A 25663-nucleotide genomic window follows, 5' to 3' on the forward strand; every position below is an offset into this window, starting at 1 on the left:
GAGAGTAGATGAGGCCTTTGACGGCCTCATCCGGTCGCTGTTACAGCTCCTTCTTCAAATGCTTTTCGATTTGCTCCAGTGACTTGCCCTTGGTTTCCGGCAGGCACAGGAACACGAAAATCAACGAGCCAATGTTGATGGCGGCGAAGATGAAGAACGTCGGGTTGCCGATGGTATCGACCGCAATCGGGAATGTGAACGCTACCGATGCGTTGAACAGCCACTGCATCGATACCGCCGTGCCGGTCAGCAAGCCGCGTACCTGCATGGGGAACAGTTCTGACATCAGCAGCCAGTAAACCGGCGAGATGCACATCTGCATGAACAGCAGAAACACCAGAATGCAGGCGAGGGCGGTGTAGCTCTGGGTCATGTTCTGCGGCATGAACTGCAACACGCAACCGAGCGCTGCCTGCATCAGGATGACGATGACCAGACCGGTCATCAGCAAATGCCGGCGCCCGTAGCGGCCGATGGCCCAGATGCCCAGCAAGGTCGCGATGACTGATACCACGCCGTTGCCGATCGTCGCGGTCAACGCAGCGTTGGTGCCCATCCCGGTGTTCTTGAGAATGATCGGCGTGTAGTACATAAACGCGTTCACCCCCGTGAACTGCGCTGTGAAGCCCAGCCCTACACCGATCAGCAACAACTTGATGACCCAGCGCTGACGCAGCAACTCTCTTGCTTTCGGGCGATGGCGAGCTTCTTCGTCCTGCGCCTTCATCTCGTCGACTTCACGCTGCGCGTCCTGTTTGCTGGGGCGCAGTTGCTCCAGCACGTCCTGCGCTTCGTCGAAACGGCCTTTGGAGGCCAGCCAGCGCGGCGACGCAGGTACGAAGAACGTACCAACCAGCAGCAACACCCCTGGCACCATGGCGACGGCCAGCATGTAACGCCAGATCCCCGGCGTATGCAGCAAGGCCGCCATGACCGCACTCAGCACATAGGCGAGCAGCTGGCCGCTGACGATCATCAGTTCGTTACGGCTGACCAGCCGCGCACGCCGTGACGGACCTGCGATCTCGGCGATGAACACCGGCACTGTTGCAGAGCCGCCGCCCACTGCGATACCCAGCAGGAAGCGCGCTGCGATCATGAACGGAATGGACGGCGCAATAGCAGTGCCCAGTGCGCCCGCAATGAACAGCACTGACAGCAGGCGTAAGGTGAGGCGGCGTCCGAAGCGGTCGGAGATATAGCCACTGGCAAGCGAGCCGAACGCGGCGCCGACAATCAGTGACGCGGTGACCATCCCTTCGCTGTAAGCATCCAGGCCCAGCCCGCCCTGATCGGCGGGCAGTGTCATGAACGGCAGGGCACCGGCGATGATGCCAGTGTCATACCCGAACGCCAGTGCGCCCATGGTCGCCACAAGCACAGAGATAAAGATGAGTCGATTCGATGAAGCGCGTTGCCGGCCTTGCTGACCCGCCGCTGCTGAGGTGCTACTTGAAGACATGAATCTGAAGTCCTTGGCTTGAAACCAGCGTTGCGCCAGTACATGGATGTCACGCTTAGGGCGGTGTCGGCCGTGCTAGTTCCCTACAAACCTGCTCAGGATTGTTTTCCTGGCGAAAGCCTTGAGCTTGAGGCTGCTGAAACGATTAACTTTTCCTTGTCATAAACGCCCCTGTTTCCCCTTTTCGCTGTCAATGAAATTCAGTTTTTTTGACTGGTAAAAAATGCTTTTCATTGATTTCCAAGCAGTTTTTATCTGGCACATGCGCTGCTGTCATTACTCACTCTCTGCGCCGCTCATAAGCGCTACAGTAAGACAGCAGAGGTGTGCGGCCTTTTCAACGAGGCTGCGTCGGTATCTTTTGAAAAAGAGGGCGCAACATGAACCTGGCCGAGCAGTACCGTGCCTACATCGCCTGTCTCAACGAGCGTCGCTGGCAGGACCTGGGCAATTTCGTCGACGACGGTGTGCACTACAACGGCGAGCGGATCAGTCTGGCTGGTTACCGGGCGATGCTGGAAAACGACGTCAGGATCATTCCCGACCTGCGTTTCAATATCGACCTGCTGGTGGTCGAAGCGCCACAGATTGCCGCCCGTCTGCTCTTCAACTGCTCGCCGCAAGGGCGTTTTCTCGGGCTGGAGGCGCGTGGCCAACGCATTAAATTCAGCGAAAACGTGTTCTATACCTTTGCTGACGGCAAGATCATCGGCGTCTGGTCGGTCATTGATAAAGCGGCAGTGGAGCGCGAGCTTCGTGGCGAAGCGGCGGGCGCCTCGAGTGACAGAAGCACCTGAATGAATTCGTTACGTTCATCGAAGTAAAATCATTTCAGGGCACTCCGGGGTAGTAGCGCAGTCTTTTTTAGACACTCTCACCCGGCGGAGCCTCACATGATCACTGTCCATCACCTGAACAACTCACGTTCGCAGCGTATTCTGTGGCTGCTCGAAGAGCTCGACCTGCCCTACGAAATCAAACGTTATCAGCGCGACCCGAAAACCAACCTTGCGCCACCCGAGCTCAAGGCCGTACATCCGCTGGGCAAATCACCTGTCATCGAAGATGGCCCGCATGTCGTCATCGAGTCCGGTGCCATTGTCGACTACCTGATTCGCCGTCATGGCGACGGTCGTCTGCAGCCGGACCCGGCCAGCGCTACCTACGACGAGTACGTGCAATGGCTGCACTTCGCTGAAGGCTCGGCGATTCTGCCGCTGATGCTCAACCTGTACGTCGGGCGCCTGGGTGACGCGGGTGCGCCGTTGCATCCGCGTATCCAGTCGGAGCTGGCCAACTACCTGGGCTATCTGAACGAAGCCCTGGGTCTGACGCCGTATCTGCTTGGCGATGAGCTGAGTGGTGCGGACATTCAGATGAGCTTTATCGGCGAGTTTGCCAAGGCTCAGGGAATGCTGCAGCCGTACCCGAACGTGACCGCGTGGGTTGAAAGGCTGCAGGGCAGACCTGCGTACCGCAAGGCTTTGGAGCAGGGCGGGGAATATTCCTTTGCCAAGTAACGGCCGTGCCTGAAGCGCTTGCACCGCACGATACTCGGGCTGACCGTTCCTCACGCTTCAGCCTGTAGATGCAGTTCTCGACGCTCTGCGTCGCAAGAGGACGCGGAGCGTCCAGAAAGGCATACGACGCAGAGCGTCGCACGATAGTTGCGATGATCGTTCCTCACGCTCCGCGTGGGAATGCAGGTCTCGACGCTCTGCGTCGCAAGAGGACGCGGAGCGTCCAGAAAGGCATACGACGCAGAGCGTCGTACGATATTTGCGATGATCGTTCCGCACGCTCCGCGTGGGAATGCAGGTCTCGACGCTCTGCGTCGTCAAGAGGATGCGGAGCGTCCAGAAAGGCATACGACGCAGAGCGTCGTACGATAGTTGCGATGATCGTTCCGCACGCTTCGCGTGGGAATGCAGGTCTCGACGTTCTGCGTCGCACGATGGCGCTTACGTGGCAGGTCAGCCTTCGGACGGGCTGGTCGAGTCCTGATCCGCTTCGGCCGCCAGCTTCACGCGGTCGGCCTTGCTGATGTATTTGGTCTTACTCTGCGGGGCCAGTTTGGCGCTGGCTTTTTTGGCATGAGCTTTCAGCAACTGCTGGATTTTCTTGCGACGATTCATATTCTTCAACTCGCTTGCACAGGCGCGAATCATAGCAGTTTGCCTGTCGCGCCATGCATGCGACTACCCGCCGTTCTGAACCATTTGCCACAACGACGCACCGACGCCGGTAATGCTCTCGCCGGCAATCAGGCCTGCCGCTGCGGTGATGGCGAAGCGTTCGGTAAGTGACGGCCAGCGACAGTTCACCAGCCAGGTGAGCACCGCACCGAGCGCCATCATCAACGACACCGAGGCGGGCAGCACGAAGGCTAGGCCCAGGGCTGCGGCGCTGGGCAAGTACCGGGCGCGATACGCAGGTAGTGTGCTGTCGAGGATGCCCAGCAGCAAGCCGGCCAGACCGCCGATGAAAATCGCCCAGCGGATGCTTGCCGACAGCGAATCCAGACCGTGCGTCAGGGTCTGCGCCACAGCCTTCCAGGTCGCCACCGCCGGGGCTGGCCACTCCTCGGTGAGCAGCATCGATTGCGGGTCCGGGATCAGCGCCATATAAGCCAGGACCCCGACGATACTGCCGACGAAAATCCCCAGTGTCTGGGCGATCAATTGTTTGCGCGGCGTGGCGCCAATCGCCCGGCCTACCTTGAAGTCGTTCATCAAATCGGTGCATTGCCCGGCTGAACCGCCTGCGGTGTTGGCGCTCATCAGGTTGATCGGCACCTGACCGGGCGCGACGATACCGAAGCTCAGTTGCGATAACTGCCCGATTGCGCCGATGGGCGGGATACCCGTGGCACCGACCACACTAGCCGCCACGGCCGCCAGGCAGATCGCCAGAGGAATGGTCAGCAATGCCATCCACAGATTGATACCGAACAACAGCGCCTGCAGGCTGACCACCAACAGGATCGCCAGCGCAAAACCGGCGGCCGGCCCGGGCTTGGGCATTGACCAGGGCGTCCCGCCGCTGGCTTTGGTAGACGCGTGCAGTGTCCACAGGCGGATAGCCAGCGAAGCCAGCGTCGAACAGACCATCAGGCTCACGCCCGGCCACAGCAACCATTCCACCAGCGCGGCGAACTGCGGGCCGCTGCTGTCGGACGGCAACGTCACCAACCCCTGTTCCAGCAGCCACGGCGCCAGGCCCCCCCAGGCCAGCACGGCACCGATCAGCAGGGTCAAGCCGACGCGAATACCGATAATCGCCCCGAACCCCACCAGCAACAGCGAAGGGTCCGCGGTAAAGGTCAGACGCTCCAACTGAGCGCTCGGCGACCAGCGCGGGAACGCCCATACGAACGTGTCGATCCACTTGGCCAGCGCCGACAGCAACGCGGTACTGAGCAGCACCTTGAGGCGCGTCGCAGCTTCACGGCCGTGATTGTAGATGTGCAGGAGGGTTTCCAGAGTGGCCATGCCTTCGGGAAACTTCAGCGATGTGTCATTGAGCAGTGACGGCCGCAAATACCAGGCAATCCAGATTCCCAGAAAGCTCACCGAAAAGACCCAGGCGATCATCGGGATGGCGTCCAATTGCTGGCCTGTCAGCAAGGTATAAGCCGGAATCGGCGCGACCAGCCCGCCGGAAATGATCGACGCAGCGGCCGAGGCGACCGTCTGATTGATGTTGCTCTCATGCAGCGTCCACGGCAGCTGCCCGGAGGCGCGCTTCGACAGCCCTTGCCAGATCGCATAACCGATCAACAGCGCAATGATCGACATGTTGAACGACCAGCCGATCTTCAACCCGGCGTACACATTGGAAGGCGTCAGCAGGATACCGAGCACAACCCCGGTAATCACCGCGCGCAGACTGAGCTCACGCTCGACAGGGCTGGCAAGAGGGTTCGATGGTGAGGTCGAAAGCATGCGAATTCCTTTCGGCAATGAGACAAGGCGACCTATAAAGTGAGCGCCATATCGGCCGAAGGTTCATATGGCAGGCTTCGTTGTGGAGTGGCGTTAAGGCATCCGTTTGTCCCGATCTTTGCCGACCGGCTACGCAGGGTGCCTGTTGCGGGAGCATCAGAAATCAGACTCTTGGAAGGACGTCGCCACGCGCCCTCTGATGAATGACAGGCGGTGAACCAGGATATCCAGCCCCTCGTCAGTGTGTGGAGTCTGGAAGTAGCGCGTGATCAGCCTGAACTCCGCATCTGTAGCCGCAAAGTCATGCTCGGCTCTTTCGTTACGAGCATGCAGTCTGGCAAGGCAAATATCATCTTCCACATCGAGATAGTGCAGTCGATGCTTAACCTGAGCGTCTTCAGCCAGGCTGCGAAGCCATTGGCGGTCGGCAAGCGTATTGGCTGGGAAATCCAGAACCACGCACATGCCGGACTTCAGCATGTCGATGACCAGAGGGCCGATGATTTCGCGAATCCGATGGGCCAGACGCACGTAGTCCGCCACTGATTTGATCTCGTCAGGGTAGAGCCGAGAGAGCCATTGATCTTCACTGAGCAGGATCGCTGAATGCTCGGTCGCGATTGATTTTGCCAGTGTCGATTTACCGGATGCGATCTTGCCGCACAGCAGGTGAAGTTTCGTGGCGAGCATCAAGGCGTGTCCCTTTTCCAGTCGTAAGGTGTGCATTCCTGAGCAGAGGCGAGGCCGTGACCCTGCGGAAGCCTCTCAGCCAAGCACATTCAGCGCATCATTGAAATGGCACTCGCGATCGTCACCGCCAAGGTTTTCCGGCAGGAAAGCGGTGAGGTCGTAGGGCAAAAACAGCGTATCCAGCGCCAAAGAGAACGGCACGTCTATCAGCCAGGGCCAGGTTGATGTCACGTCTTTGGTACCCCATGCCCAGCCGTGTCGTGTTCCGGGATAGACGCAACGTTCACCATCGAGGTGATACATCAGGCTCCAACAGCCGCTCAGTGAGATGGCCGTAGTAAGTAACAGGCATTGCTTGAGCATACATTCCCTTGTTTCCGAGTTGATGCAACATGCGCGTCATTCTAGTCGCATAACCCTGCTGCGATCATCCTGCGCACGGCCCGGGCAATATCTTGCGTAGCCTGCGCTGTCTGCTCGCCTGGCAACTGATCGAACATATGCGGCACGCCTGGGTAGACATGCAATTCCACCGGCACCCCAGAGCGCGACAGGGTCAGCGCGAATGCCAGGTCCTCTTCCAGAAAGAGATCGAGTGCGCCAACGCAGATGAAAGTGGGCGGCAGATCGCTCAGGTCGGTGGCCAGTGCGGGGGAGAACAGGGCTTTGCGATCATCGTCCAGTGCGTAGGCACCGCGCAGGCATTCCCAGCAAAAATGATTGGCCTGACGCGACCAGCTGAAAGTGCCGGTAGTCGGGTTGGCTGACGGAGCGTCGGGTGTGCCTGTACGGTGATCCAGCATCGGGTAGATCAGCACCAGGCCGGCGATGGTCCGCAGACCTCTGTTTCTTGCCAGCAGGGCGAGCGCGGCAGCAAGCCCGCCGCCGGCGCTGTGACCCATGATCACCAGGTTGCGGGTGTCCATGCCCTGCGTCAGCCCGTTGCTCAATACCCACTCCAGCGCTGCGTAACAGTCCTCCAGCGGGATCGGGAATGGATGCTCGGGTGCAAGCCGGTAGTCGACGGCAATGACTATTGCCTGGAGCTCGACGGCCAGCGTTGCGAGGTAGTCATCGGCCATCTCCGGGCTGCCCAGTACAAAGCCGCCCCCGTGGATATACAGGATGACGGGGAGTCCAGAGTGAGAGAGCGAAAGGTCCGGACGATAAAGACATAACCTGACGCCGTTGTCCGAATCGGAGGAGGTCCAGTGTTGCTCGCCGCGCTTTGTGGCGGCGGTTGCCCATGAGGCGCTGACGCGAGCCCTGATGTCGGCAAGGGTGTGCAGCGTCCAGTTGCTCGACGGCTCGTCCATGAACCAACGATAGGCCGGGTCCAGTAATTCATCGGCGTTCAATACGTGCTCCCGAGGCGCAGGGAGATAAGCCCCTGCGCCTGTCAGTGCTTAAAGCCACGCCTTGATTTGCGTACAGACGGCGGGCGTGGAAATGCCATAACGATCATGCAGTGTAGGCAGCGCTCCAGCGTCGAGAAAAGCGTCCGGCAGGGCGATCTGCCTGAACGTGGGGGTCACGCCATTGCGCAGCAGCACCGTCGCCACTGCTTCGCCCAGCCCGCCAATGACCGAATGGTTTTCGGCCGTCACCACCAGCCGGCCCGGCTTTCTGGCTTCAGCGAGTAGGGTCTGTTCGTCCAGCGGTTTGATGGTCGGTACGTGCAGCACTGCCACGTCGATACCGTCAGCCTGTAGCTGCTTGGCCGCTTCCAGTGCACGCATGGTCATCAGACCGGTGGCAATGATCAACACGTCGTTGCCAGTGCGCAGTGTCTTGGCTTTGCCGATCTCGAATGTGTAACCGTATTCGTCCAGCACCAAGGGCACGTTACCGCGCAGCAGGAGCATGTACACCGGGCCCTGATGTGCTGCGATCGCAGGGACCGCCTGTTCTATTTCCAGTGCATCACAGGGGTCGACGATCATCAGATTGGGCATGGCGCGAAAGATCGCCAGGTCGTCGGTGGCCTGATGGCTCGGCCCGTAACCGGTGGTCAGGCCCGGCAGACCGCAGACGATTTTGACGTTGAGGTTATCTTCGGCAATCGCCATGCAGATGAAGTCGTAAGCGCGACGCGAGGCGAACACCGCATAAGTGGTCGCAAACGGTACGAAGCCTTCCCGAGCCATGCCCGCAGCCGCGCTCATCAGCAACTGTTCGGCCATGCCCATTTGATAGAAACGTTCGGGATGCGCCTTGGCGAAGATGTGCAGGTCGGTGTATTTCGACAGGTCAGCCGACAGCCCGACGATATCCTGACGTTGCTCCGCGAGCGCCGCCAATGCATGGCCGAACGGAGCCGGGCGAGTGGCCTGACCCTCGGACGCGATAGACGCGATCATCGCCGAGGTGGTCAGTTTTTTCTTCGTGGCAACGGACGGAGACGATGTGTGATTGGCAGAGCTCATACGATTTTCCCCTCGTCGAGGTTATTCAGTGCGATGTCCCATTCGTGCTCATCCACGCGGATGAAGTGGGTCTTTTCACGGGTTTCCAGAAACGCCACGCCCTTGCCCATTTTGGTGTCGCAGATGATGACCCTGGGCTGCGCGCCGTCGTGCTGGCGCGCGTTGTCGAAGGCGGCGACGAGCGCGTCCAGATCGTTGCCGTCGACCCGTTGGGTAAACCAGCCAAACGCCTGCCAGCGCTCGACAATGGGTTCGAAAGCCAGTACCTCACTGGAGTGACCATCGGCCTGTTGGTTGTTCACATCGATGATCGCGATCAGGTTGTCCAGCTTCCAGTGCGAGGCGGACATGGCCGCTTCCCAGGTGGAGCCTTCGTTCAGCTCGCCGTCCGACAGCAGGTTGTAGACGAAAGAACGCGAGCTCTTGCGTTTCAAACCCAGACAGGCCCCTACGGCAATGCCCAGCCCGTGACCCAGTGAGCCACCGGTGATTTCCATGCCGGGGGTGTAGGTGGCCATTCCGGACATGGGCAATCGGCTGTCGTCGGAGCCGTAGGTTTCTAGTTCATCGAGCGGGACGATTTCCGCCTCTATCAATGCCGCGTACAGCGCAATGGCGTAGTGGCCGATCGACAGATAAAAGCGGTCACGCTGTTCCCATTCAGGGTCTTCAGGGCGATAGTTCAGCGCGTGAAAATAGGACACGGCGAGCAGGTCCGCAGCGCCCAGCGCCTGTCCGACATAACCCTGGCCCTGAACCTGGCCCATGCGTAATGCGTGTCGACGAATGTTATGAGCACGCTGCGCCAGCGAAGTGGAAGGCGCAGGTAAAGTAGTGGCTGTCATGGTGATTACTCCGTTGACTCAACGATTGACCGAGGCGGCAGGGATGCGCAGCACCAGATAGGCGCCGATGAACAGCACGCCGGTAATCAGGTACATGCCAATGGCGCTTGAGCCGGTCGTGGTGGTGATCCAGCCGATCAGGTAGGGCGAACAGAAGCCCGCGAGATTGGCGAAGCTGTTGATTCCGGCGATCCCGGCGGCCGCCGATACCCCGCCCAGCAGGGTGGTGGGCAGCATCCAGAACAGCAACGATGCCGAGAGAATGCCTGCTGCGGCGAGGCACAGGCTGAGCACCGAGAGCAGCAGATTGCCGCCGAACAGCGCTGCCAGGCTCAGCCCGAGCGCGCCTGCGATCATCGGCCCGACCAGGTGCCAGCGGCGTTCTCGATGCTTGTCGCCGCTGCGCCCCATCAACAGCATCACGACGATTGCGCACAGGTAGGGAAGGCTGGTCATCAGGCCGATATGCAGCGGGTCGGAAACGCCAGCATTGCGAATCAGCGTAGGCAGCCAGAAGGTGATTGCGTACTGGCCCATCACCACGCAGAAGTAGATGCATGCCAGCAGCCACAGACGCTTGTCGCGAATGAAGGCGCCTACCGACGCGTGTACCACTTTCTGGCTGTTGTCCTCTTGCAGCTCCTTGTTGACCAGTTCCTTTTCTTCAGCGGACAACCATGTCGCCTGATGCACGCCATCCTTCAGATAGCTGAGTACCAGCAAGCCGACGATCACCGTCGGGATCGCTTCGAGGACGAACATCCATTGCCAGCCGGCCCAACCATGAACGCCTGCGAAGCGGGTCATGATGTAGCCCGACAGCGGGCCGCCGATCATGCCGGACAGCGGGATGGCGATGAACCACAGCACGGTCATGCGCGCGCGACGATAAGAGGGGAACCAGTACGTCAGGTACAGCAGCAGGCCGGGTGCCAGACCGGCTTCCGCCACCCCGAGCAGAAAGCGCAGGGCGTAGAACTGCCAGGCAGTTTCGACCAAGGCGAAGAGCGCGGAAATAATCCCCCAGGAGATCATGATGCGGGCGATCCAGCGTCTGGCACCGACCCGGTGCAGGATCAGGTTGCTGGGCACCTCACAGAGGAAATAGCCGATGAAAAACATGCCTGCACCCAGCCCGTAAACGGTTTCGCTGAAGGCCAGGTCGTTCATCATTTGCAGCTTGGCGAAGCCGACATTGACACGGTCCAGGTATGCGCACAGGTAGCACAGCATCAGGAACGGCATCAGTCGCCAGGCGGTCTTGCGGTAGGCATTGGCGCGCGTGGTCGACACCGCGTCGAGGGTCATGGTGGTTATCATGATGGTCTGATCTCTTGTTTTTATAGATCGCCAGGCAACCGCCTGGCGTATCGTCGATCCAGAACAAACACAGGCTGTTTGCCAGCCCGTCCACTCGCGGTCAGTGAATCAGCATGCCGCCGTTCACATCCAGCGTGATACCGGTGAGGTAGGACGACAGGTCGCTGGCCAGAAACAGCGCGGCATTGGCCACGTCCTGCGCTGCGCCCAGGCGGCCCAAGGGAATGCCGTCGATGATCGCGTGGCGTCGCTCATCCTGCATCAGACCGCCGGTGATATCGGTATGAATCAGGCCGGGAGCGATGGAGTTGACACGCACCTGATCGGGGCCGAATTCCCGCGCCATTGCCTTGCCAAGGCCCAGCACGCCGGCTTTCGCTGCGCTGTAGTGAGGCCCGCCGAAAATACCGCCGCCGCGCTGGGCGGAAACCGAAGACATGCACACGATACTGCCCGAGGACTGGGCGCGCATGGTCGGGATCACCGCTTGCGACATGAGCAAGGTGCCGCGCAGGCTGACGTCGAGCACCTTGTCGTAATCGGAAGGGCGGATGTCCAGGGTCTTGATGGGTTGTGTGATACCGGCGTTATTCACCAGAATGTCGATGCGACCATAGTGCGCGATGATTTTGCTGACGGCCTCGTGAACCTGACGTTCGTCGGCGACGTTGGCCGCCAGGCCGAGATGACCTTCGCCCAGTGCGGCGGCGGCATCGCGTGCTGCGGACTCGTCGAGATCGATAATCACCACGCGTGCGCCGTTGTTGGCGAAGGTGATCGCGGTTGCGCGACCGATACCGCGTTCCGACGCCGCGCCGGTGATCACTGCAATTTTGCCTTGAAGTAGCATGAGGGTTACCTCTGATTATTGTTATTGGGTTCGATTCGGGTGATCGATGACTTCAGAGTGTTCCCGGTGCCGATCCTGAGCAATGCCGCAAAAATCACTGGATGCTGAAAAAAATTCACCTCTCGTCAATTCGACAGGCGAGTGGTTGAATGAACGAAACTCGAATAATCGGACACGTCGGAGCATCCATGCGGCCTGATGACGATGCACCGCTGAGCCTGCCACCGCTGAAAGCGCTTCAGGCTTTCGAGCAGACGGCGCGCTTTGGCAACCTGGCAAGAGCCGCCGAAGTACTGGATCTGACGCCGTCGGCGGTCAGTCACCAACTGGCCCGGCTGGAGGCCTTGATTGGTCGCCAGCTGTTCGTTCGGGCCGCCCGTGGTGTGACCCTGACGCCGGTCGGTGAGCAGTATCTGAAAGATGTCTCCGGAGTGCTGCACAGTCTCGTCGTCGCCACCGAGCGTGCCGCCAGCGATGTCAGCCTCGATTGCCTGCGTCTGCATTCTGCGCCCAGTTTCGGGCTGCTGTGGCTGATGCCCAGGCTGGAAGCCTTTCGCGTAAGCCATCCGGACATTCAGATCAACCTGTCGTGTTCTTACGAGTCGCTGCATTTCAGCAGGGACAAGATCGACGTCGATATCCGGCATGGCAGGCCGAACTGGCCGAGTTATGAAGTGCGTACCTTGCGTGACGAGAAATTCGCTGTGCTGGCGTCTCCGCAGCTATTGGCGCGACGTCCGGTGGAGAGCGCCGCTGGCTTGCTCGACCGCGAACTGATTCTCTCCGAGGCCACACTGCTGAAATGGCCTGAATGGTTTGCCCGGCATGGTCTGGCTCGTCCGGAAAAGCCCTACGCGCTGAGTTTCGACCGCTCATACATGACGCTCGAAGCGGCCAGCCACGGTCTGGGGTTTGCATTGGAAAGTACGTTGCTGGCGCAAAAATACCTGGCCACGGGTGAGTTGATCGAAGTTGCCCCTCAAGCCCTGACTGCACCGGTCGCCGCGCACCATCTGGTATTCCCCAAGGCGCACTCCAGCTTCCCCAGAGTCAGGCGATTTCTGGAATGGATGGAAGGCGAACTGGGGCAGGGATTTGTGTTTTGAACCGTGCTGCCTGTGGTCTGGCAATGGGATGCTCAATGTCCCGGGTGGCGTGCCAACGTTGAACATCGGCACGCCAATCAAGCGCTTCTAAACGACCAGCCGATGCGGTTGCCAAGCGCTGCCCTGCTGGTCTTGCGCGTCAATCACCAGACTTTGCCTTGCCGGTGCGTCAAACATCGAGCGCAGGTTCTTTTCGATGGTGTTGCACAGGTCTTCCATGCGGATCCGGTGCTGGCTGGCGCCGAACGGGGCTTGCAGGTCAGTGCCGATGCGGTCCATTGCCAGCAGCATGCAGCCGACCACCGTGGATATCGCCGGGGTGAACCAGCCCAGAGTGGTCACCATGCTCAGCGGCATGATGATGCAGAACAGGGTACTGAACAGTCTGGGGAAATAGACATACGGGTAGGGCAGCGGCGTATTGGCGATGCGCTCCATTCCGCCCTGGCAGTTGGACAGCTCGACCATGGTCGACTCCAGTCGCGCCAGGCGGATGCTGTCGATTCGCCCTCCGGCAAACTCTTCGGAGATCATGGCCGCCGAGCCATTGAGGATGTCATTGGGAAAGTTGTTGCTCTCTTTTGCGCGCTGAATCTCGGAATCCGATAACAGCCCTTCAAGTTTCGCTTTGCTGACATCGCCTTTCAAATGAGCGCGCAGTGCCCGCAGGTAAGCCATGTGACGATTGAACAGCACTTCTTTCACCGGGTTGCCGCGCTCATCGGCGTTGCCTTCAATCAAGGTCAGTACCTGACGGCCATAGCTGCGCGAGCTGTTGACCATCGCGCCCCATAACGTGCGTGCCTCCCACCAGCGGTTGTAGGCGCTGGAATTGCGAAAGCTGATCAGCACGATAAGCGCCGAGCACAACAGCGTAAGCGGCATCAGCGGGAGATCTATCCCAGCACCCTGGACCAACATGAAGTCCATGGTCACGGCCACGTCCCAGAGCAGAAGCCAGAACAGTGACCAGCCAACGTAGGTGACCGTTCTGCTGATGCACCGCCATTTTTTTTCAAAAGGACCAGACATTGCGGCACTCCTTTGCTGGGTTGGAAGAGGTTTGGCGCGGTCAATCAACACGCCACGCTGCAAACTTACTGACCGAGGCTTAAAGCTCGCTTAATTCTCCATGGTGGCGAAACAGTCACGCCTGTCTTGACCATGGCGGCCCATGCCGACAGCTGGAACCCCCGGCACAGTTGCGACCACACAGCCTTGTCGGTCCTCTTCGCTGACGGGCACCCGGACGTTTGCAATTCCTATCACTCTCGGACCGACGCCCCATTGCCTTGCCTGTTCACAAGCAAGTCGTCCGGCCAGACCCGTCTCGTCGCGTTGCTACGCAACTTACGCAATAGAGAGGGAGTTTCCATGAACATCAACCGAACCGGCAGCCCGCACCCCAGCATCGAGCTGGAGCGGTTTTATTCCGCATCGGAATCGTCTGCCTCCAGTTCCGTACGCGAGCTCAGCAGTGCCGAGCAGACCAATCTGCAAGCTATTACCGATTACTTGAAAGATCATGTGTTCGCTGCGCACAAACTGCCGTTGAGTGAGTCGGCCGTCGATCAGGACGCTGTTCATGCGCATAACGAGCAGATCGACAACATCATCGATACTCGCGCCAGACGCTTGCTGGACGAGGGCGAAACGCCTGCCAGCATTGGCGAAACCTTCGCCAAGGCGTAGAAGTTCGACAGGATGGCAACCACCGCTTCGACCGCGCTACGTGCCACGCCGTTTGCCGCTGCGTCGGTGTTGCAGTACATGCAGCCTGCCATCAACAAGGGCGACTGGCTGCCGACGCCGCTCAAACCCCTGACGCCATTTGTATCCGGAGCGCTGTCCGGTGTCATGGATCAGGTGGGCACTACGGTCATGAATCGCGCCACGGGCGACCTGCACTACCTGAGCACCTCGCCTGAGAAACTGCATGATGCGATGGCTGCTTCCGTGAAGCGTCATTCGCCGGGTGTCATGCGTCAGGCGGTCGATCTGGGCATTGCCGTTCAGACTTACAGTGCGCGTAATGCGGTGCGTACCGTGCTGGCGCCAGCACTGGCATCCAGACCCGCCGTGCAGGGTGCGGTCGACATCAGCGTGTCGGCCGCAGGTGGCCTGGCGGCCAACGCGGGGTTCGGCAATCGGATGCTCAGTGTGCAGGCGCGTGATCACCTGCGCGGCGGTGCATTCGTGCTCGGCATCAAGGACAAGGAACCCAAGGCAGACTTGAGCGAAGAAACCGACTGGCTTGAGGCCTACAATGCGATCAAGTCAGCCAGCTACGCCGGCGCGGCGCTGAACGCCGGCAAGCGGATGGCGGGTCTGCCGCTTGACGTCGCCACCGACGGCCTGAAAGCGGTGAGAAGCCTGGTGTCGGCCACCGGTCTTGCGCAAAACGGGCTGGCCCTGGCGGGCGGCTTTGCCGGCGTGGGCAAATTGCAGGAGATGGCGACCAAAAATATCACTGACCCGGCCACCAAGGCGGCGGTCAGCCAACTGACCAATATGGCCGGCTCGGCAGGTGTGTTCGCAGCCTGGACCACGGCCGCAGTCGCAACCGATCCCACAGTGAAAAAGGCCGAGTCGTTCTTGCAGGATACGGTTAAATCGGCGGCGTCGAGTTCGACCAGCTATGTAGCCGATCAGACTGTCAAGCTGGCCAGGGCGGGCATCGACGCGAGTAGTGAGGCGATTGCTGCGACGGGGGCATCCCTGCGTGACACATTACGTCGTCGCAATGCTCGTGAGCCGGACATCGAAGAGGGTGGCATTGCAGCGGGTTCACCTAGCGCGGTGCCGTTCCAGCCAGGGCGCTCATAAGCGTCTCCAACCATAGCCGGTAAAGGAAAGGGGCGCCCTCTATGGAATGCGCCCCTTTGCTTGTTCCTCATGTATGCGTCGTATCAAAGCTCGGTGTGCTGGGTAGACGCCTTGGTCTTGTCATAGGCGTGCTTGACGTCGCTCATGGCGATGTCGCCAGTGGCCAGCTTCAGGTTATCGCTGTCGCTTTTGACGAGTGCGAACTTGCCATGGGTGGCGTCCACGCCATTGAGCTCGACACTCATGTCATCAAACTGTTTGCCGCCATTGGTGCGGACCAGCGTACCGAAATCGGTGGCTTTGAAACCGTCGACTTTCAGGTGAGTATCGGCGTTGAGTTGAATGACCTTGTCATCGGCACCGTTGGCGCTGCTGTTAGTGATGTTCAGGTTGGTCACTTTTGCGCCTCCTTCGCCCTTGACCGTGATCATGTCTTCACCGACGTTCTGGGCGTGCACGTTATCAATGGTGACTTGCTCCGAGTTTTTGGCATTCACGTGGATGCCGTCGGCTTCGTTCTCACCCAGGTTCACGTTTTTCAGCACAGCGCCTTCGGCCAGTTCGAACAGGGGCTTCTGATGTTCGTCCTGGTCGCCGGTGCCCATCGACTTGTCGGCGGTAAAGGTTGCACCGTGACCGTCAAACACCTGGCCAGCACCTACTTTGATGGTGTCTTTCACGACATTGACGTTGCCGGATTGCTCAAGGGATCCCGTTGTATCCGAAACCGTGCCGTTGCCCGAGCTGCGGCCGGGATTGGCCAGTTGCGGGGTGACTTGAGGCGTTACGCCATCACTGCCACCGCCACCGCCACCGCCACCGCCACCGCCACCGGTTCCGTCCTCGGTCGAAGGCGTGCCGCCGCCCTCGTCACCGCCTGAAGCTTCCTGCGTACCACCGTCACCGCCTTCGGTCGATGGCGTACCGAGTCCGCCATTGTTTTGAAACGGGTCTTGCCACTCGTTGGAGTCCTGACCCGTGTCCTGTTTTTTATTGAGGTTCATGAGCATTTGCAGCAGCGATGTGACGAGCGCGCTGAGCAGCTTGACGACGTTGGACTGCGGGTCAGTTGCAGCGCTGCTGTCGGTGGGGCTTTGAACCGTATTGTCGGGTTTTCCGAAACTGACGTCTTTCTGGCTGGCAGTGTCGAACAGCAGGGTACTCGGGTCGACGGCCTGTGCAGTGCTCTCCTCGCTGAACGTATTGGTCTGTGGGCTCTTGCCGCTCAGCGCCGAGAAGTCCAGCTGGGTTGAAGCGGGTTGGTAGGTGGTGGAGGAGTTGATACCGATGCTCATGGTGCTTTACCTCGATGGGATGGACATATGAACCAGCGTCGTCTTCCGGAGTTACCGGCGTTGATCGCCGCGTCCTTGTCGGGCTCTATAGGTCGATGAGGACTCTGCCTTGGCGTTGCCCGAAGTGAGTGGCAACACGGTGGGATGGGTTCCCGTTTGTGTGCGTTGACTGGCGATGATCCCGATGTACGTGTCTGGAGAGGCCGACTCGCCCCAAGGAACCAAAACACCTTGCCCTCCGACTCAGTGCGCGCACGCCAGCAAAAAAATGGTGTGGACCCACATCGCACTCAGAGGCCGTGAAATGAACAAAAATGATGAGTATCAAACGCTTATAAATGAGATTTGCGCGCTCAGCCTGATCTCCGAACCCGAACGTTTTTACGAGTCAGCCAATTTCAAAATCAGCGACGTCGACTTCACCCTTCACTATCAGGATCGCGACGAGGGGCGTGCGATTCTGATCTATGGGGATATGGGCGCGTTGCCCGCGCGCAATCGCGACAGCGCATTGCTGGCGTTGATGGACATCAACTTTCATATGTGTTCGGGTGCCCACAGCCCGGCTTTCTCCTGGAATGCCCAGACCGGCCGAGTGCTGCTGATGGGATCGATAGGCCTTGAACGAGCGACAGCCGAGGGCGTGCTGTTGTTGATGAAGTCCTTTGCCGACCTGGCCAGAGAGTGGCGCGAACACGGTTTCATGGGACCGGTGGGCACTGCGGGTGCCCCGCTCAATATGCCCGCTTCCAAGGCAACCATGCGTGATAATCCTGCGAGCGCCGGGAGGTTCCAATGATCGGCACACGAGTCGGCGGATCAGGCAGTACCGAGATCGTCCAGGCGAACCAGCCGCAGCCAGCTGCCGCTGTCGCCCAGGCTCATCCACACGCGGTAAGCCCGGGCAGCAACCCGCCGCTGACCGCCAGCCAGTCGGCGGCGCAGGCGCCGGAAAGCTCGGCGGCTGGCGCCGCTCGCCTGCCAGTCGCGCCGCGACATCTGCCGACATTGCAGAAGTTTCGTGCCGAACAGCCCACCGTACAAGGCACTTCCACACCGACTATCAGCTCTAACGCGGCCCTGCTGATCGGCAGTTTGTTGCAGTCTGAAAAGCTGCCCTTCGAAGTCATGGCCGCCCGGTTGGCGCCTGAGCGTTATGAGTTGAAACAGTTTCATGGCTCCGACTTGCAGCAAACGCTCGGACGATTCGCTGAGCCAGGGCATGTGCCAGGCAAGGCCGAGACCGAGCAACTGATCAAGGGCTTTGCCCAGTCGCTCGCAGACCAGCTGGAACACTTCCAGCTCATGCACGACGCGACGGCTGATGGATTCGGCCCCGGAGGGCTGCGCGACCGCAACACGCTGGGTCAGTCAGGCTGCGCTGGGCGAATACGCCGGTCGGGCGAGTAAGTCCATCGAAGCGGGGTTGAACCACAGTCTCGCGGTGCTGGACGAACGCATCGCCGCACTGGACAGTCAATTGGAGGGCGCCAATGAGGGCAGCAGACCGAGTCTGCTGATGGATAGACAGGCGCTGGAAACGGCCAGAGCGATGCTGAGCGACCTGCACGCCGACTTCTGCAAATCGCCTGAAGCCAAGCGGCTGAATGCCGTTGCCGCTCACACGCAAATGGATGCTCTGATCGACAAGCTGAACGTTGATCGCAACTCGGTCGGCGGCTGGAAGGGGGTCGGTCCGATCGTCGCGGCAGCGGTGCCGCAGTTTATGGTGTCCATGCTCCACCTGGGGTATATCCTTACGGCCACCGGTGACGCGATGAAAGATGCCGTTCCCGGAAAGAGCGCCGACGCCAGCATGAAGCGGGCCCTGGCCGTAGGACTGACTGCCGGGGTGGCTCATGAGGGCATTACCAACCTGTTGAAGCCGATCGTGCAGGCCGGGTTTCAGAAAACCGGCCTCAATGAGCGGCTGAATATGGTACCGCTCAAGGGGATTGATACCGACTCGGTGATTCCCGACCCTTTTGAGTTGAAGAACGACAACGGCGCACTGGTCAGAAAAACACCTGAAGAAGCCGCTGAGGACAAAGCCTTCGTCGAAAGCGAGCGAGCGGTTTTGAATCAGAAAAAGGTTCAGGTTTCGTCCACCCACCCACTGGGTGAGATGATCCCCTACGGTGCCTTTGGTGGCGGGCAGGCGGTACGCCAGATGCTGAATGATTTCAATCTGCTCAATGGCCAGACCCTGTCGGCCAGAGCGGTGACCTCCGGGATCGCCGGGGCCATATCAGCCACCACCCAGACCATTGCACAGCTGAACTCGACCTATGTCGATCCGCGCGGACGCAAGATCCCGGTCTTCACCCCGGACCGCGCCAATGCCGACCTGGGCAAGGACCTGGCCAAAGGCCTGGACCTTCGCGAGCCGGCGGTACGCACCGCGTTCTACAGCAAGGCTGTTTCAGGTGTGCAGAGCGCAGCGCTGAACGGCGCGCTACCACCGGTGGCAGTCCAGCCCGAAGGTACATCCGGCACGCTCAGCGCGGGTAATATCCTGCGCAACATGGCGCTGGCGGCAACCGGTTCGGTGTCTTACCTGTCGACCCTGTATGCCAACCAGTCGGTTACGGCCGAGGCCAAGGCCTTGAAAGAGGCGGGCATGGGCGGCGCCACGCCAATGGTAGCCCGCACTGAAACCGCCCTGAGCAACATCCGCCATCCGGACAGAGCTTCACTGCCGCATACGTTCCAGCCAGCTACCCTGGGTGGCGTCCCCAGAGCCGTGGAAAACGCCTATCACATGGCCAGGGGTGCGCTGCAATTACCGACCCAGGTGGTGGTCGATACGGTGCGTGTCGTGGAAGACGGCGTAGCAAGCGGCGTGTCCTCGTTGCGCGATGCACTCAAACCAGCGGAAACATAATCGCCAGCAGTTGATGACGCCGCTGCTGTCGAACTGACGGCGATGGAGGAGGGGCGCCGACGCTGACGAAAGCAACCAGGGCTGAGCCTTTCTTTTGGAACCGACAGCGCCAGGCAGCCACTCACTGCCTGGTCAGCTCAGGCTTTTCTTAAAGGACTATGACGATGAATACCTCGCAACATGAGTTTTCCCGTTTCATCACTGCGCTGGGTACCCAGCTTGGCACTTCGCTTACCTGGCAGAACGGGGTATGCGCGCTGTATGACGGCCAGGATAACGAAGCCGCCGTCATCGAGCTGCCCGAGCACAGTGAAATGGTCATCTTTCATTGCCGCGTCGGGCGCTGCCCTGAACGCACTGCCGATTTGCAGCATTTGTTGAGCCTGAACTTCGATGTCGCCCGTTTGCACGGTTGCTGGTTTGCCGTCGATCAGGGCGATGTACGTCTGTGTGCGCAACGTGAGCTGTTGTCGCTCGATGAGCCAGCCTTTTGCGACGTGACGCGTGGCTTTATTGCTCAGGCACGCGAAGCCCGCGCATTTCTGCACGCCTGAGCAGACGGGGGTGCACGCAAAAGCGCCGCTTCCATGCGGCGCTTTTGCGTTGTTTCAGCTATCAGCTTTTGACTTCGAAGCCCGACAGTTTCAACTCGCCTGCCGCCTCTTTCAGCGATGCCGAGGGCCGCGACAGCTCCCCGTCGAACGTGTAGCCGATGGGTTTGTCCTGGTCTTCGCCATAGATGAAATTGATTCGCCCGAGGGTCTTGTTCACCCTCAACGACGCACCGCTGTTGTAGCTGATCAGTGGCGTGGGTGACGTGAAGTTCTCGGTCTGCGGTGGCGCATGGAACACCACCAGCCTTTTGATCCTCATGTTGTTGCGATTTTCCAGAAGGCCGGAGAGTTCGGTCTGCGTCAGCGTACCCCTGCGGCTGCCTTCGTCGATCTCGTCGATCAGCGAGTCTTTTGGTTCAAGGCGTACCCGGGCGAGGGTGCCCTGGCTGTTTTCAAGCTGCTTGACCATGGCGCTGAGCGTCGGGTCCTGACGCATGTACTCGGCGACCCTGGAGGCGTTGCCGGGCGCACTGGCGTCACGTATCGAACTCATGATTTTGGTGAGGATGCTTTCCTTGCTCAGGCCGGACAGGTTGGTCTTGCTGGTTTCGAAGCGGGCATTGTCCAGTACGCTGTGATTGTTGATCGACGCTTCGTGTTGCACGACCGCCCGTTTCAGGTCTCGAAGCGCCTTGTATTGCGTGTCGTTCTGCGAAGGTCTGTCGGCAAACAGCGCTTTGAGCTCGTCAAGTCGTGCCTGAGTGGCCTGCTCAGGGTCCATGTCGGCGTAAAGCGCGTTCAGCGGATCCTGCAGCGCTGCAAGGCGGGCTGTCGTGGCTTTATCCTTGAAGGCTGCAGCGAGACTTTTCGACAGTTTGTCCAGGCTCTCGGTGCTCATCGGGGTCGCTACGTTAAAGCGGAACTTGACCCGTTTGACGGTTTTGTCATCGATGGTCACGTTCGCTGCGACCCCCAGGTTATTGGCCGCCGATTGAGTCGCTGGCGTCGGCCCGGCAGCGGAGGCCGGGGTCGCTGTGGCGTTGGTGTGCGTGCCACCGATCTGCCCGCGCGCCTGTCCGCCGAAGATCAGACTGTTGAAAAAGCGCGGCCGGTTCTTGCCGCCTTCGCGCAGCTCTGTCTTGTCGTTCTTCTGGGTCAGGGAGTAATCGGTGTAGCTCAGCAGGTTGACCGTGACATTCGCCGCCACGCCCAGACGCGCAACGGCGGAAAGCGGCGCGCTGTCGGCCTCCGACAGACCGAAGCCGACGCGCATATCAGCGCTGAAGCCTGTCGTGATATCGAAATTGAAGCGGCGCGCTTCATAGGTTTCGTGGTCCTTGACCTTGTTCAACAGCTGCAAGGGGTTGAGCTTGCCTTCGAACAGGTCGTCGACGAATCCGTCGATTTCGTCGTCCGCTACATTGAAGATCACCCCGGCACGCTGGCTGGCGGCAGCGGTTGCGGTCACGTCTCCGCCAAGACGGAAGTTCGGGGTCATCTTGCTGTTGTTACCGATATCGACGCTGCGGGCAGGGTGGTTTTCGTCGAAAAAGCCAGGCCAGTAGTCCTTGCCACCCCCCACGCCGCCGCTGATATTGCCGGCCGCTTCTCTCATCAGGTACAGGGTCACGCCACCTTCGCAACGTTCAGCACTGAAGAGGTAGTTGCGATTGCCGGTAGCCCCGGCGGTCGGCCACGGGCCTGTCGACTTGTCGGCAAGGACGGCGAACGGGCTGGTCAGGTTCAGCCCGTAACTGCGTTGCACGCCGATTTCATCGTCGCCATGCTCCAGGTTTTTGAGCATGGCCTTGAGCGTGTCGGCCAGCTCGGACTGATCCTGGCTGCCGGTTGCCGCGCGCATATTGACGCTGACAGCGTGGTCGGATTTCTTGAGTGCATTCGAGAACGCCTTGACCGCGTCATACGCGCCTTCCAGTGCTGCGTTATCGGTAAAGCCCATGTCGGTGACCTGCTTGACCGGGTTCTCGCCATAGGTCACATCGCGTAACGAGGTCAATTCCGCTTGCAGCCTGGGCAGGTCGCTGCTGCGTGCCAGCAGCTCAACCTTGCCAATCAGCGCGCCGAGGTCTTTCAGGGTGACCAGATCCAGCGCCAGGCGGGCCTTGCTCAGCCCGTGATCTTCATTGGCATCGCGGCGTTGACCCAGGCCGATATCGGTTTTGGTGTGAGAAAGCTTTACCCCGTTGTCTTTCAGCCGCTTGAGCGTTGCGGCCGTTGGGTTTTCTGCGGACGGGGCGACCCGGGTCAGTGCGTTATCCAGCTCATTGACGAAATCATGGCCGGAGCTTTTGAAGTTGAGCATCGACCCCAGTTCAGCCAGCTTCTTGCCTAGCTGAGTGCGTTTCGACGACTTTGCCAATTCGCTGTGCTGGTTGAGCACGCCGTCGTTCTGCCTCAGGTTTTTGAGCTTGCCGTAATCCTTGCCGATGTTCTCCAACGCGGTCCTGGCGTGCTTCTCCAGTTCGTCGCGGAATACTTCCAGTTCTTTTGCCAGCTCAGCGCCTTCAGGGCCAAGCTGCAGGCGCGCAATCCGCGCCTTGAGATCGTTGCCCGGGGTCGGCAGTGCGCCGCCGGCTTCATGAATCAGTTCAAGTTGTTTGAACGCGATCAGCTCTTTCTTGTAGAGCTCCTTCAGGCCCTCGCGACCATGGTAGCGATGCTGGATGTTGTTGCCGACGTTCTTCATCCAGCGAGGCGGTTCCAGCGTGTGCTTGTAGACATTGGCCCGAATAGCCTCGCTGGCGGCGGGACGATTGCTTTTCTCCATGCCGCTGCGCCCGAATGCATTGATGTCCAGCTTGGCCGTCAACCCGGTGCCTGGAATCCGCCAGGTCTTGTGCGCTCGCGTGATGCGATTGTAGACGTCGTTCAAGCCGTTTTTTTCCACGGGACGCTGTTCGAACGCTTGCCACTGCCCCTCTTTCAGTTGCATCAGGCCTTGACCGGCGGCGTCCTCGACCTGGACGCTCAAGCGATTGTCATCATTGCTATACAGCGCTTTGACCGGTTGCCCGTCAGGTGCTGCGAGCGGCGTCCATTTGGCGGCCAACTGGCCTCCGAATCGGGTTGCCTGCCATGCCTCTCTGGGCATGCAGTAAAGCTTGCCGGTGCTGCTCAGTGCGTAAAGGTTGTGTTTTTCGTCCAGGGCCAGTTCCTTGATGTCTCCCTCGATTGCGGACGTATCCAGATCAATGGGTTTGTGGTCCTTGCTATGGGCCGTCAGCCTGTTCTGATCATCGAGCACAACAAAGCGCTTGTCGCTGACCATGGCAAAGGCGGTCACGACCCGATTCTCCAGCCCTGCGATTTCCTTGCCCATCGCCACCTTGGTCGAGCGTGCTATCTGGGCCAGCGCCGTATTGTGGTCGAAGGCGACATTGGGGTGTTTAGGGGCCACATCCAGCCTGAGCAGCTTGCCACCTTTCAATACGTAGGCGTTGCTGTCGGCTCCGCGTTGCAAGCGATCCACCTCCTTGATGCCAGCATCTTTCCAGCACTGTGGCGTCGCATCCCAACGCTGGATACGACCGGCGCTCAGGCCGACCAGCCCGGCACGGTCGAGGTGCAGGCGGTCAGCCCCGGCGGGCGCTGGCATAACCGTCAGGCCGCGTGTGTTGTCCAGTACCAACGCATTGGTCAGGTTCCAGCCGCTTTCCAGTTTCGTACCCTGCTCATCGAGCGCATGGGAGTGCACCTCGCCCTGACGATTCCTGATCAGCGCGTGCACGCGACCGTCATCGCCACTGATGAATCCGCTGACGCTGTTGTGGCCGCCCATGGGTTGATCGTCCAGCCTGTAGCCGGCCCGCTCCGGCATCAGGCGCAACATCGGGTCGTTGCTTTCGAAGGCGCTGCGATCAGTGCTGTAAAGCCTGCCCTGCGTGTCTGCAATAAATAGCCTGTCGTTGCTCAGGGCAACTTCGGCGGCCTGTGCCTGACCACCGTCGAGTTCAAGGGTTTTGGTTTTTTTCGGGGTCAGTCCACCAATCACCGGACTCATGTCGGTCAGCAGGACGGTCTGCACGTCCGAGCCGCTGAGCAGTGCCGCGGTATCGTCAGGCGCAACCGAAAATGACTTCAGGTCGTTGAACTCGGCGTGCGGCATGAACGGGCTGGAGAGATCGACGACGACATCGTCACTTTTGGCGTAGACCGAGCCGTTGCCTCCGGTTATCAGGCGGTTGAAAGCGATGTCCTCGATATCATTCACTGGTTTCCAGCGAGCGGCGAGCGGTTCGAACTGGTACAGCCGGTCTTCGTGCACGCGCATGCGGTCGCCGCTGGTGGTCTGATGGACCTCGGTGAGGTGGGCGATATGGGCCTTGCCTGGCAACTCCTGGCTGCGCCGCCCGTCAAGGGTGTCGAGATGAATGTGGTTTTCTTCACGCTGCATGTTCACCGGCGGAGGTTTCCCGCCTGCTACCGGCAGTGTGGGCTCGCTGCTGCGGATGACGGCCAGCGAGCTGTCGTCCTGCGCCAGATGCAGCAGATGCCCGTTGGCTTGCAGAAGTTGGTGGCTTTGCGCGCCTTGCTCACTCTGCTGCGCCAGATAGGTTTGTCCGGGCTTGGCGAGTATGTCGTCCAGCAGCGCGGCCATGCCGGGCGTCTTGAACGAAGAGAAATCCGGCTTGCCGTCGGCACTCAGCCTGACAGTGGCCTGTGGTTGCGCATTGCGTAGCCGTTGCTCGCTCCTGAGCGCGGAGCGCCCGCTGGTGCCAGGTTCCAGACCGGGGTTGCGCGGCGCAAGCGGCTCTTCAGGATCGTCGGCTTTGGTGCCGGAACTGCTTGCCGTGTTCGTTTCGACAGGTTGCATTGACTGGCGTGTACCATCGGAGCCTTGCAGGCGGCTGCCAGGGTTACGGCGTTCGCGCATAGCGCTGGCGACCGCCTCTTCGTCAGTCATGGGCTCTGCGGAGAGCTGCTGCGAAGCGCTGTGTGTGAGCTGATCCTGCGGAAGATTGAATGTGACACGGCGATTGTTACGGGGGGCAGTGCCTGTCCGCGTCGATCCTTCTTCTATTTCATGCGTCGTCGTCCCTGACGCGTTTGCCCTGTTCGCACTGGTGCGCAGAATGGACTTGGGAGGCTGGTCGCTGCGCGGCGCCGGGTTATCCGGCAAATGATTGCCACGACCGGTATTTCTGCCGGCCTCGCGACTGGAGCGCGGCGCCGAGCTTGAGGGTGTTTGTGTACTGGGCGATCTGGCGGCCGACTGCCGGGGTGCCCTGGATTTCTGGAAAACCTTACCGACGCTTTTCAGCAGCCGTTTTCCCATGCTCCCCAGGGAATGTGAGGAGCGCTGGGTCGGCTGTTCAGTTTGCTGCCGCAGATTTGAAGGGTTGTCGGCTCTTGCTGTTGCTTCTGGCGAAATGACGTTACCGGTATTGCGGTTGACCGTTGGTGCCTGCACGGTGCATCTCCCTTTCCATTTGCCGCCCGA

At 60.0% G+C, this 25663-nt stretch carries 18 protein-coding genes and 2 pseudogenes; 7 read left to right on the top strand and 13 right to left on the bottom strand.

Features of this window, described 5'->3' with window-relative positions; translation table 11 throughout:
* Nucleotides 1-40 precede the first annotated feature (40 nt).
* Nucleotides 41-1462, bottom strand: coding sequence for a sugar porter family MFS transporter (locus PCPL58_RS08170; protein WP_032609497.1), 1422 nt, complete (start codon nt 1460-1462; stop codon nt 41-43).
* 380 nt (nt 1463-1842) lie between these two features.
* On the opposite strand from PCPL58_RS08170, the gene PCPL58_RS08175 reads away from it, so the two are divergent.
* Nucleotides 1843-2259, top strand: coding sequence for an ester cyclase (locus tag PCPL58_RS08175; RefSeq protein WP_065349199.1), 417 nt, complete (start codon nt 1843-1845; stop codon nt 2257-2259).
* Between the two features lie 96 nt (nt 2260-2355).
* Nucleotides 2356-2982, top strand: coding sequence for a glutathione S-transferase family protein (locus tag PCPL58_RS08180; protein WP_003339874.1), 627 nt, complete (start codon nt 2356-2358; stop codon nt 2980-2982).
* 453 nt (nt 2983-3435) lie between these two features.
* On the opposite strand, the gene PCPL58_RS08185 is transcribed toward PCPL58_RS08180, so the two are convergent.
* The 9 genes from PCPL58_RS08185 to PCPL58_RS08225 all read right to left on the bottom strand — a co-directional run bounded on the left by PCPL58_RS08185 (nt 3436) and on the right by PCPL58_RS08225 (nt 11537).
* A complete protein-coding gene (locus PCPL58_RS08185) occupies nt 3436-3597 on the bottom strand; it encodes a DUF2986 domain-containing protein (RefSeq protein ID WP_065351023.1) in 162 nt (53 codons plus the stop codon).
* A 63-nt stretch (nt 3598-3660) separates the two neighbouring features.
* A complete protein-coding gene (locus tag PCPL58_RS08190) occupies nt 3661-5406 on the bottom strand; it encodes an OPT family oligopeptide transporter (RefSeq protein WP_065349200.1) in 1746 nt (581 codons plus the stop codon).
* Between the two features lie 156 nt (nt 5407-5562).
* Complete coding sequence (locus tag PCPL58_RS08195) at nt 5563-6096, bottom strand: P-loop nucleotide/nucleoside kinase family protein (protein WP_065349201.1); 534 nt, start codon at nt 6094-6096, stop codon at nt 5563-5565.
* Nucleotides 6097-6171: 75 nt separating this feature from the next.
* Nucleotides 6172-6459, bottom strand: coding sequence for a YceK/YidQ family lipoprotein (locus PCPL58_RS08200; RefSeq protein WP_003365194.1), 288 nt, complete (start codon nt 6457-6459; stop codon nt 6172-6174).
* A 41-nt stretch (nt 6460-6500) separates the two neighbouring features.
* Complete coding sequence (locus PCPL58_RS08205; protein WP_065349202.1) at nt 6501-7454, bottom strand: alpha/beta hydrolase; 954 nt, start codon at nt 7452-7454, stop codon at nt 6501-6503.
* A 48-nt stretch (nt 7455-7502) separates the two neighbouring features.
* The gene (locus PCPL58_RS08210) at nt 7503-8522 is read right to left on the bottom strand and encodes a transketolase family protein (protein WP_065349203.1); all 1020 of its coding nucleotides are present in this window, start codon (nt 8520-8522) and stop codon (nt 7503-7505) included.
* Nucleotides 8519-9367 (bottom strand): transketolase, encoded by an 849-nt coding sequence (locus PCPL58_RS08215; RefSeq protein WP_065349204.1) that lies wholly within the window; start codon nt 9365-9367, stop codon nt 8519-8521. Before PCPL58_RS08215 ends, PCPL58_RS08210 begins: the two co-directional genes overlap by 4 nt.
* Nucleotides 9368-9385: 18 nt before the next feature.
* Complete coding sequence (locus tag PCPL58_RS08220; protein ID WP_065349205.1) at nt 9386-10687, bottom strand: MFS transporter; 1302 nt, start codon at nt 10685-10687, stop codon at nt 9386-9388.
* A gap of 100 nt (nt 10688-10787) precedes the next feature.
* Nucleotides 10788-11537, bottom strand: a complete 750-nt coding sequence (locus tag PCPL58_RS08225) for an SDR family NAD(P)-dependent oxidoreductase (RefSeq protein WP_065349206.1) — start codon at nt 11535-11537, stop codon at nt 10788-10790.
* A 188-nt stretch (nt 11538-11725) separates the two neighbouring features.
* Between PCPL58_RS08225 and PCPL58_RS08230 the strand changes: the two genes are divergently transcribed.
* Complete coding sequence (locus PCPL58_RS08230) at nt 11726-12643, top strand: LysR substrate-binding domain-containing protein (RefSeq protein ID WP_065349207.1); 918 nt, start codon at nt 11726-11728, stop codon at nt 12641-12643.
* A gap of 87 nt (nt 12644-12730) precedes the next feature.
* Here the strand turns inward: PCPL58_RS08230 and PCPL58_RS08235 are convergent, their stop codons facing one another.
* Nucleotides 12731-13675 carry a bestrophin family protein gene (locus tag PCPL58_RS08235; RefSeq protein WP_065349208.1) on the bottom strand — a complete coding sequence of 315 codons (945 nt, stop codon included), beginning with the start codon at nt 13673-13675 and terminating at the stop codon, nt 12731-12733.
* A 342-nt stretch (nt 13676-14017) separates the two neighbouring features.
* On the opposite strand from PCPL58_RS08235, the pseudogene PCPL58_RS08240 reads away from it, so the two are divergent.
* A pseudogene (locus PCPL58_RS08240) lies at nt 14018-15469 on the top strand (type III effector).
* An 83-nt stretch (nt 15470-15552) separates the two neighbouring features.
* On the opposite strand, the gene PCPL58_RS08245 reads toward PCPL58_RS08240, so the two are convergent.
* Entirely contained in the window at nt 15553-16764 is a 1212-nt protein-coding gene (locus PCPL58_RS08245) for a pectate lyase (RefSeq protein WP_065349209.1), read from the bottom strand.
* A gap of 304 nt (nt 16765-17068) precedes the next feature.
* Here PCPL58_RS08245 and PCPL58_RS08250 point away from each other — a divergent pair, with 304 nt between their 5' ends.
* The 3 genes and pseudogenes from PCPL58_RS08250 to PCPL58_RS08260 all read left to right on the top strand — a co-directional run bounded on the left by PCPL58_RS08250 (nt 17069) and on the right by PCPL58_RS08260 (nt 20202).
* On the top strand, nt 17069-17563 hold the full coding sequence (locus PCPL58_RS08250) for a CesT family type III secretion system chaperone (RefSeq protein ID WP_065351024.1): 495 nt from the start codon (nt 17069-17071) through the stop codon (nt 17561-17563).
* A pseudogene (locus PCPL58_RS08255) lies at nt 17560-19714 on the top strand (restriction endonuclease). The gene PCPL58_RS08250 and the pseudogene PCPL58_RS08255 overlap by 4 nt, the downstream one beginning before the upstream one ends.
* Before the next feature lie 98 nt (nt 19715-19812).
* A complete protein-coding gene (locus tag PCPL58_RS08260) occupies nt 19813-20202 on the top strand; it encodes a type III secretion system chaperone (RefSeq protein ID WP_065349210.1) in 390 nt (129 codons plus the stop codon).
* Between the two features lie 61 nt (nt 20203-20263).
* On the opposite strand, the gene PCPL58_RS08265 is transcribed toward PCPL58_RS08260, so the two are convergent.
* Nucleotides 20264-25633, bottom strand: a complete 5370-nt coding sequence (locus PCPL58_RS08265) for an AvrE-family type 3 secretion system effector (RefSeq protein ID WP_065349211.1) — start codon at nt 25631-25633, stop codon at nt 20264-20266.
* Nucleotides 25634-25663: the final 30 nt, after the last annotated feature.

The organism is Pseudomonas cerasi (assembly GCF_900074915.1).
GTDB classification, from domain to species: Bacteria; Pseudomonadota; Gammaproteobacteria; order Pseudomonadales; family Pseudomonadaceae; genus Aquipseudomonas; species Aquipseudomonas cerasi.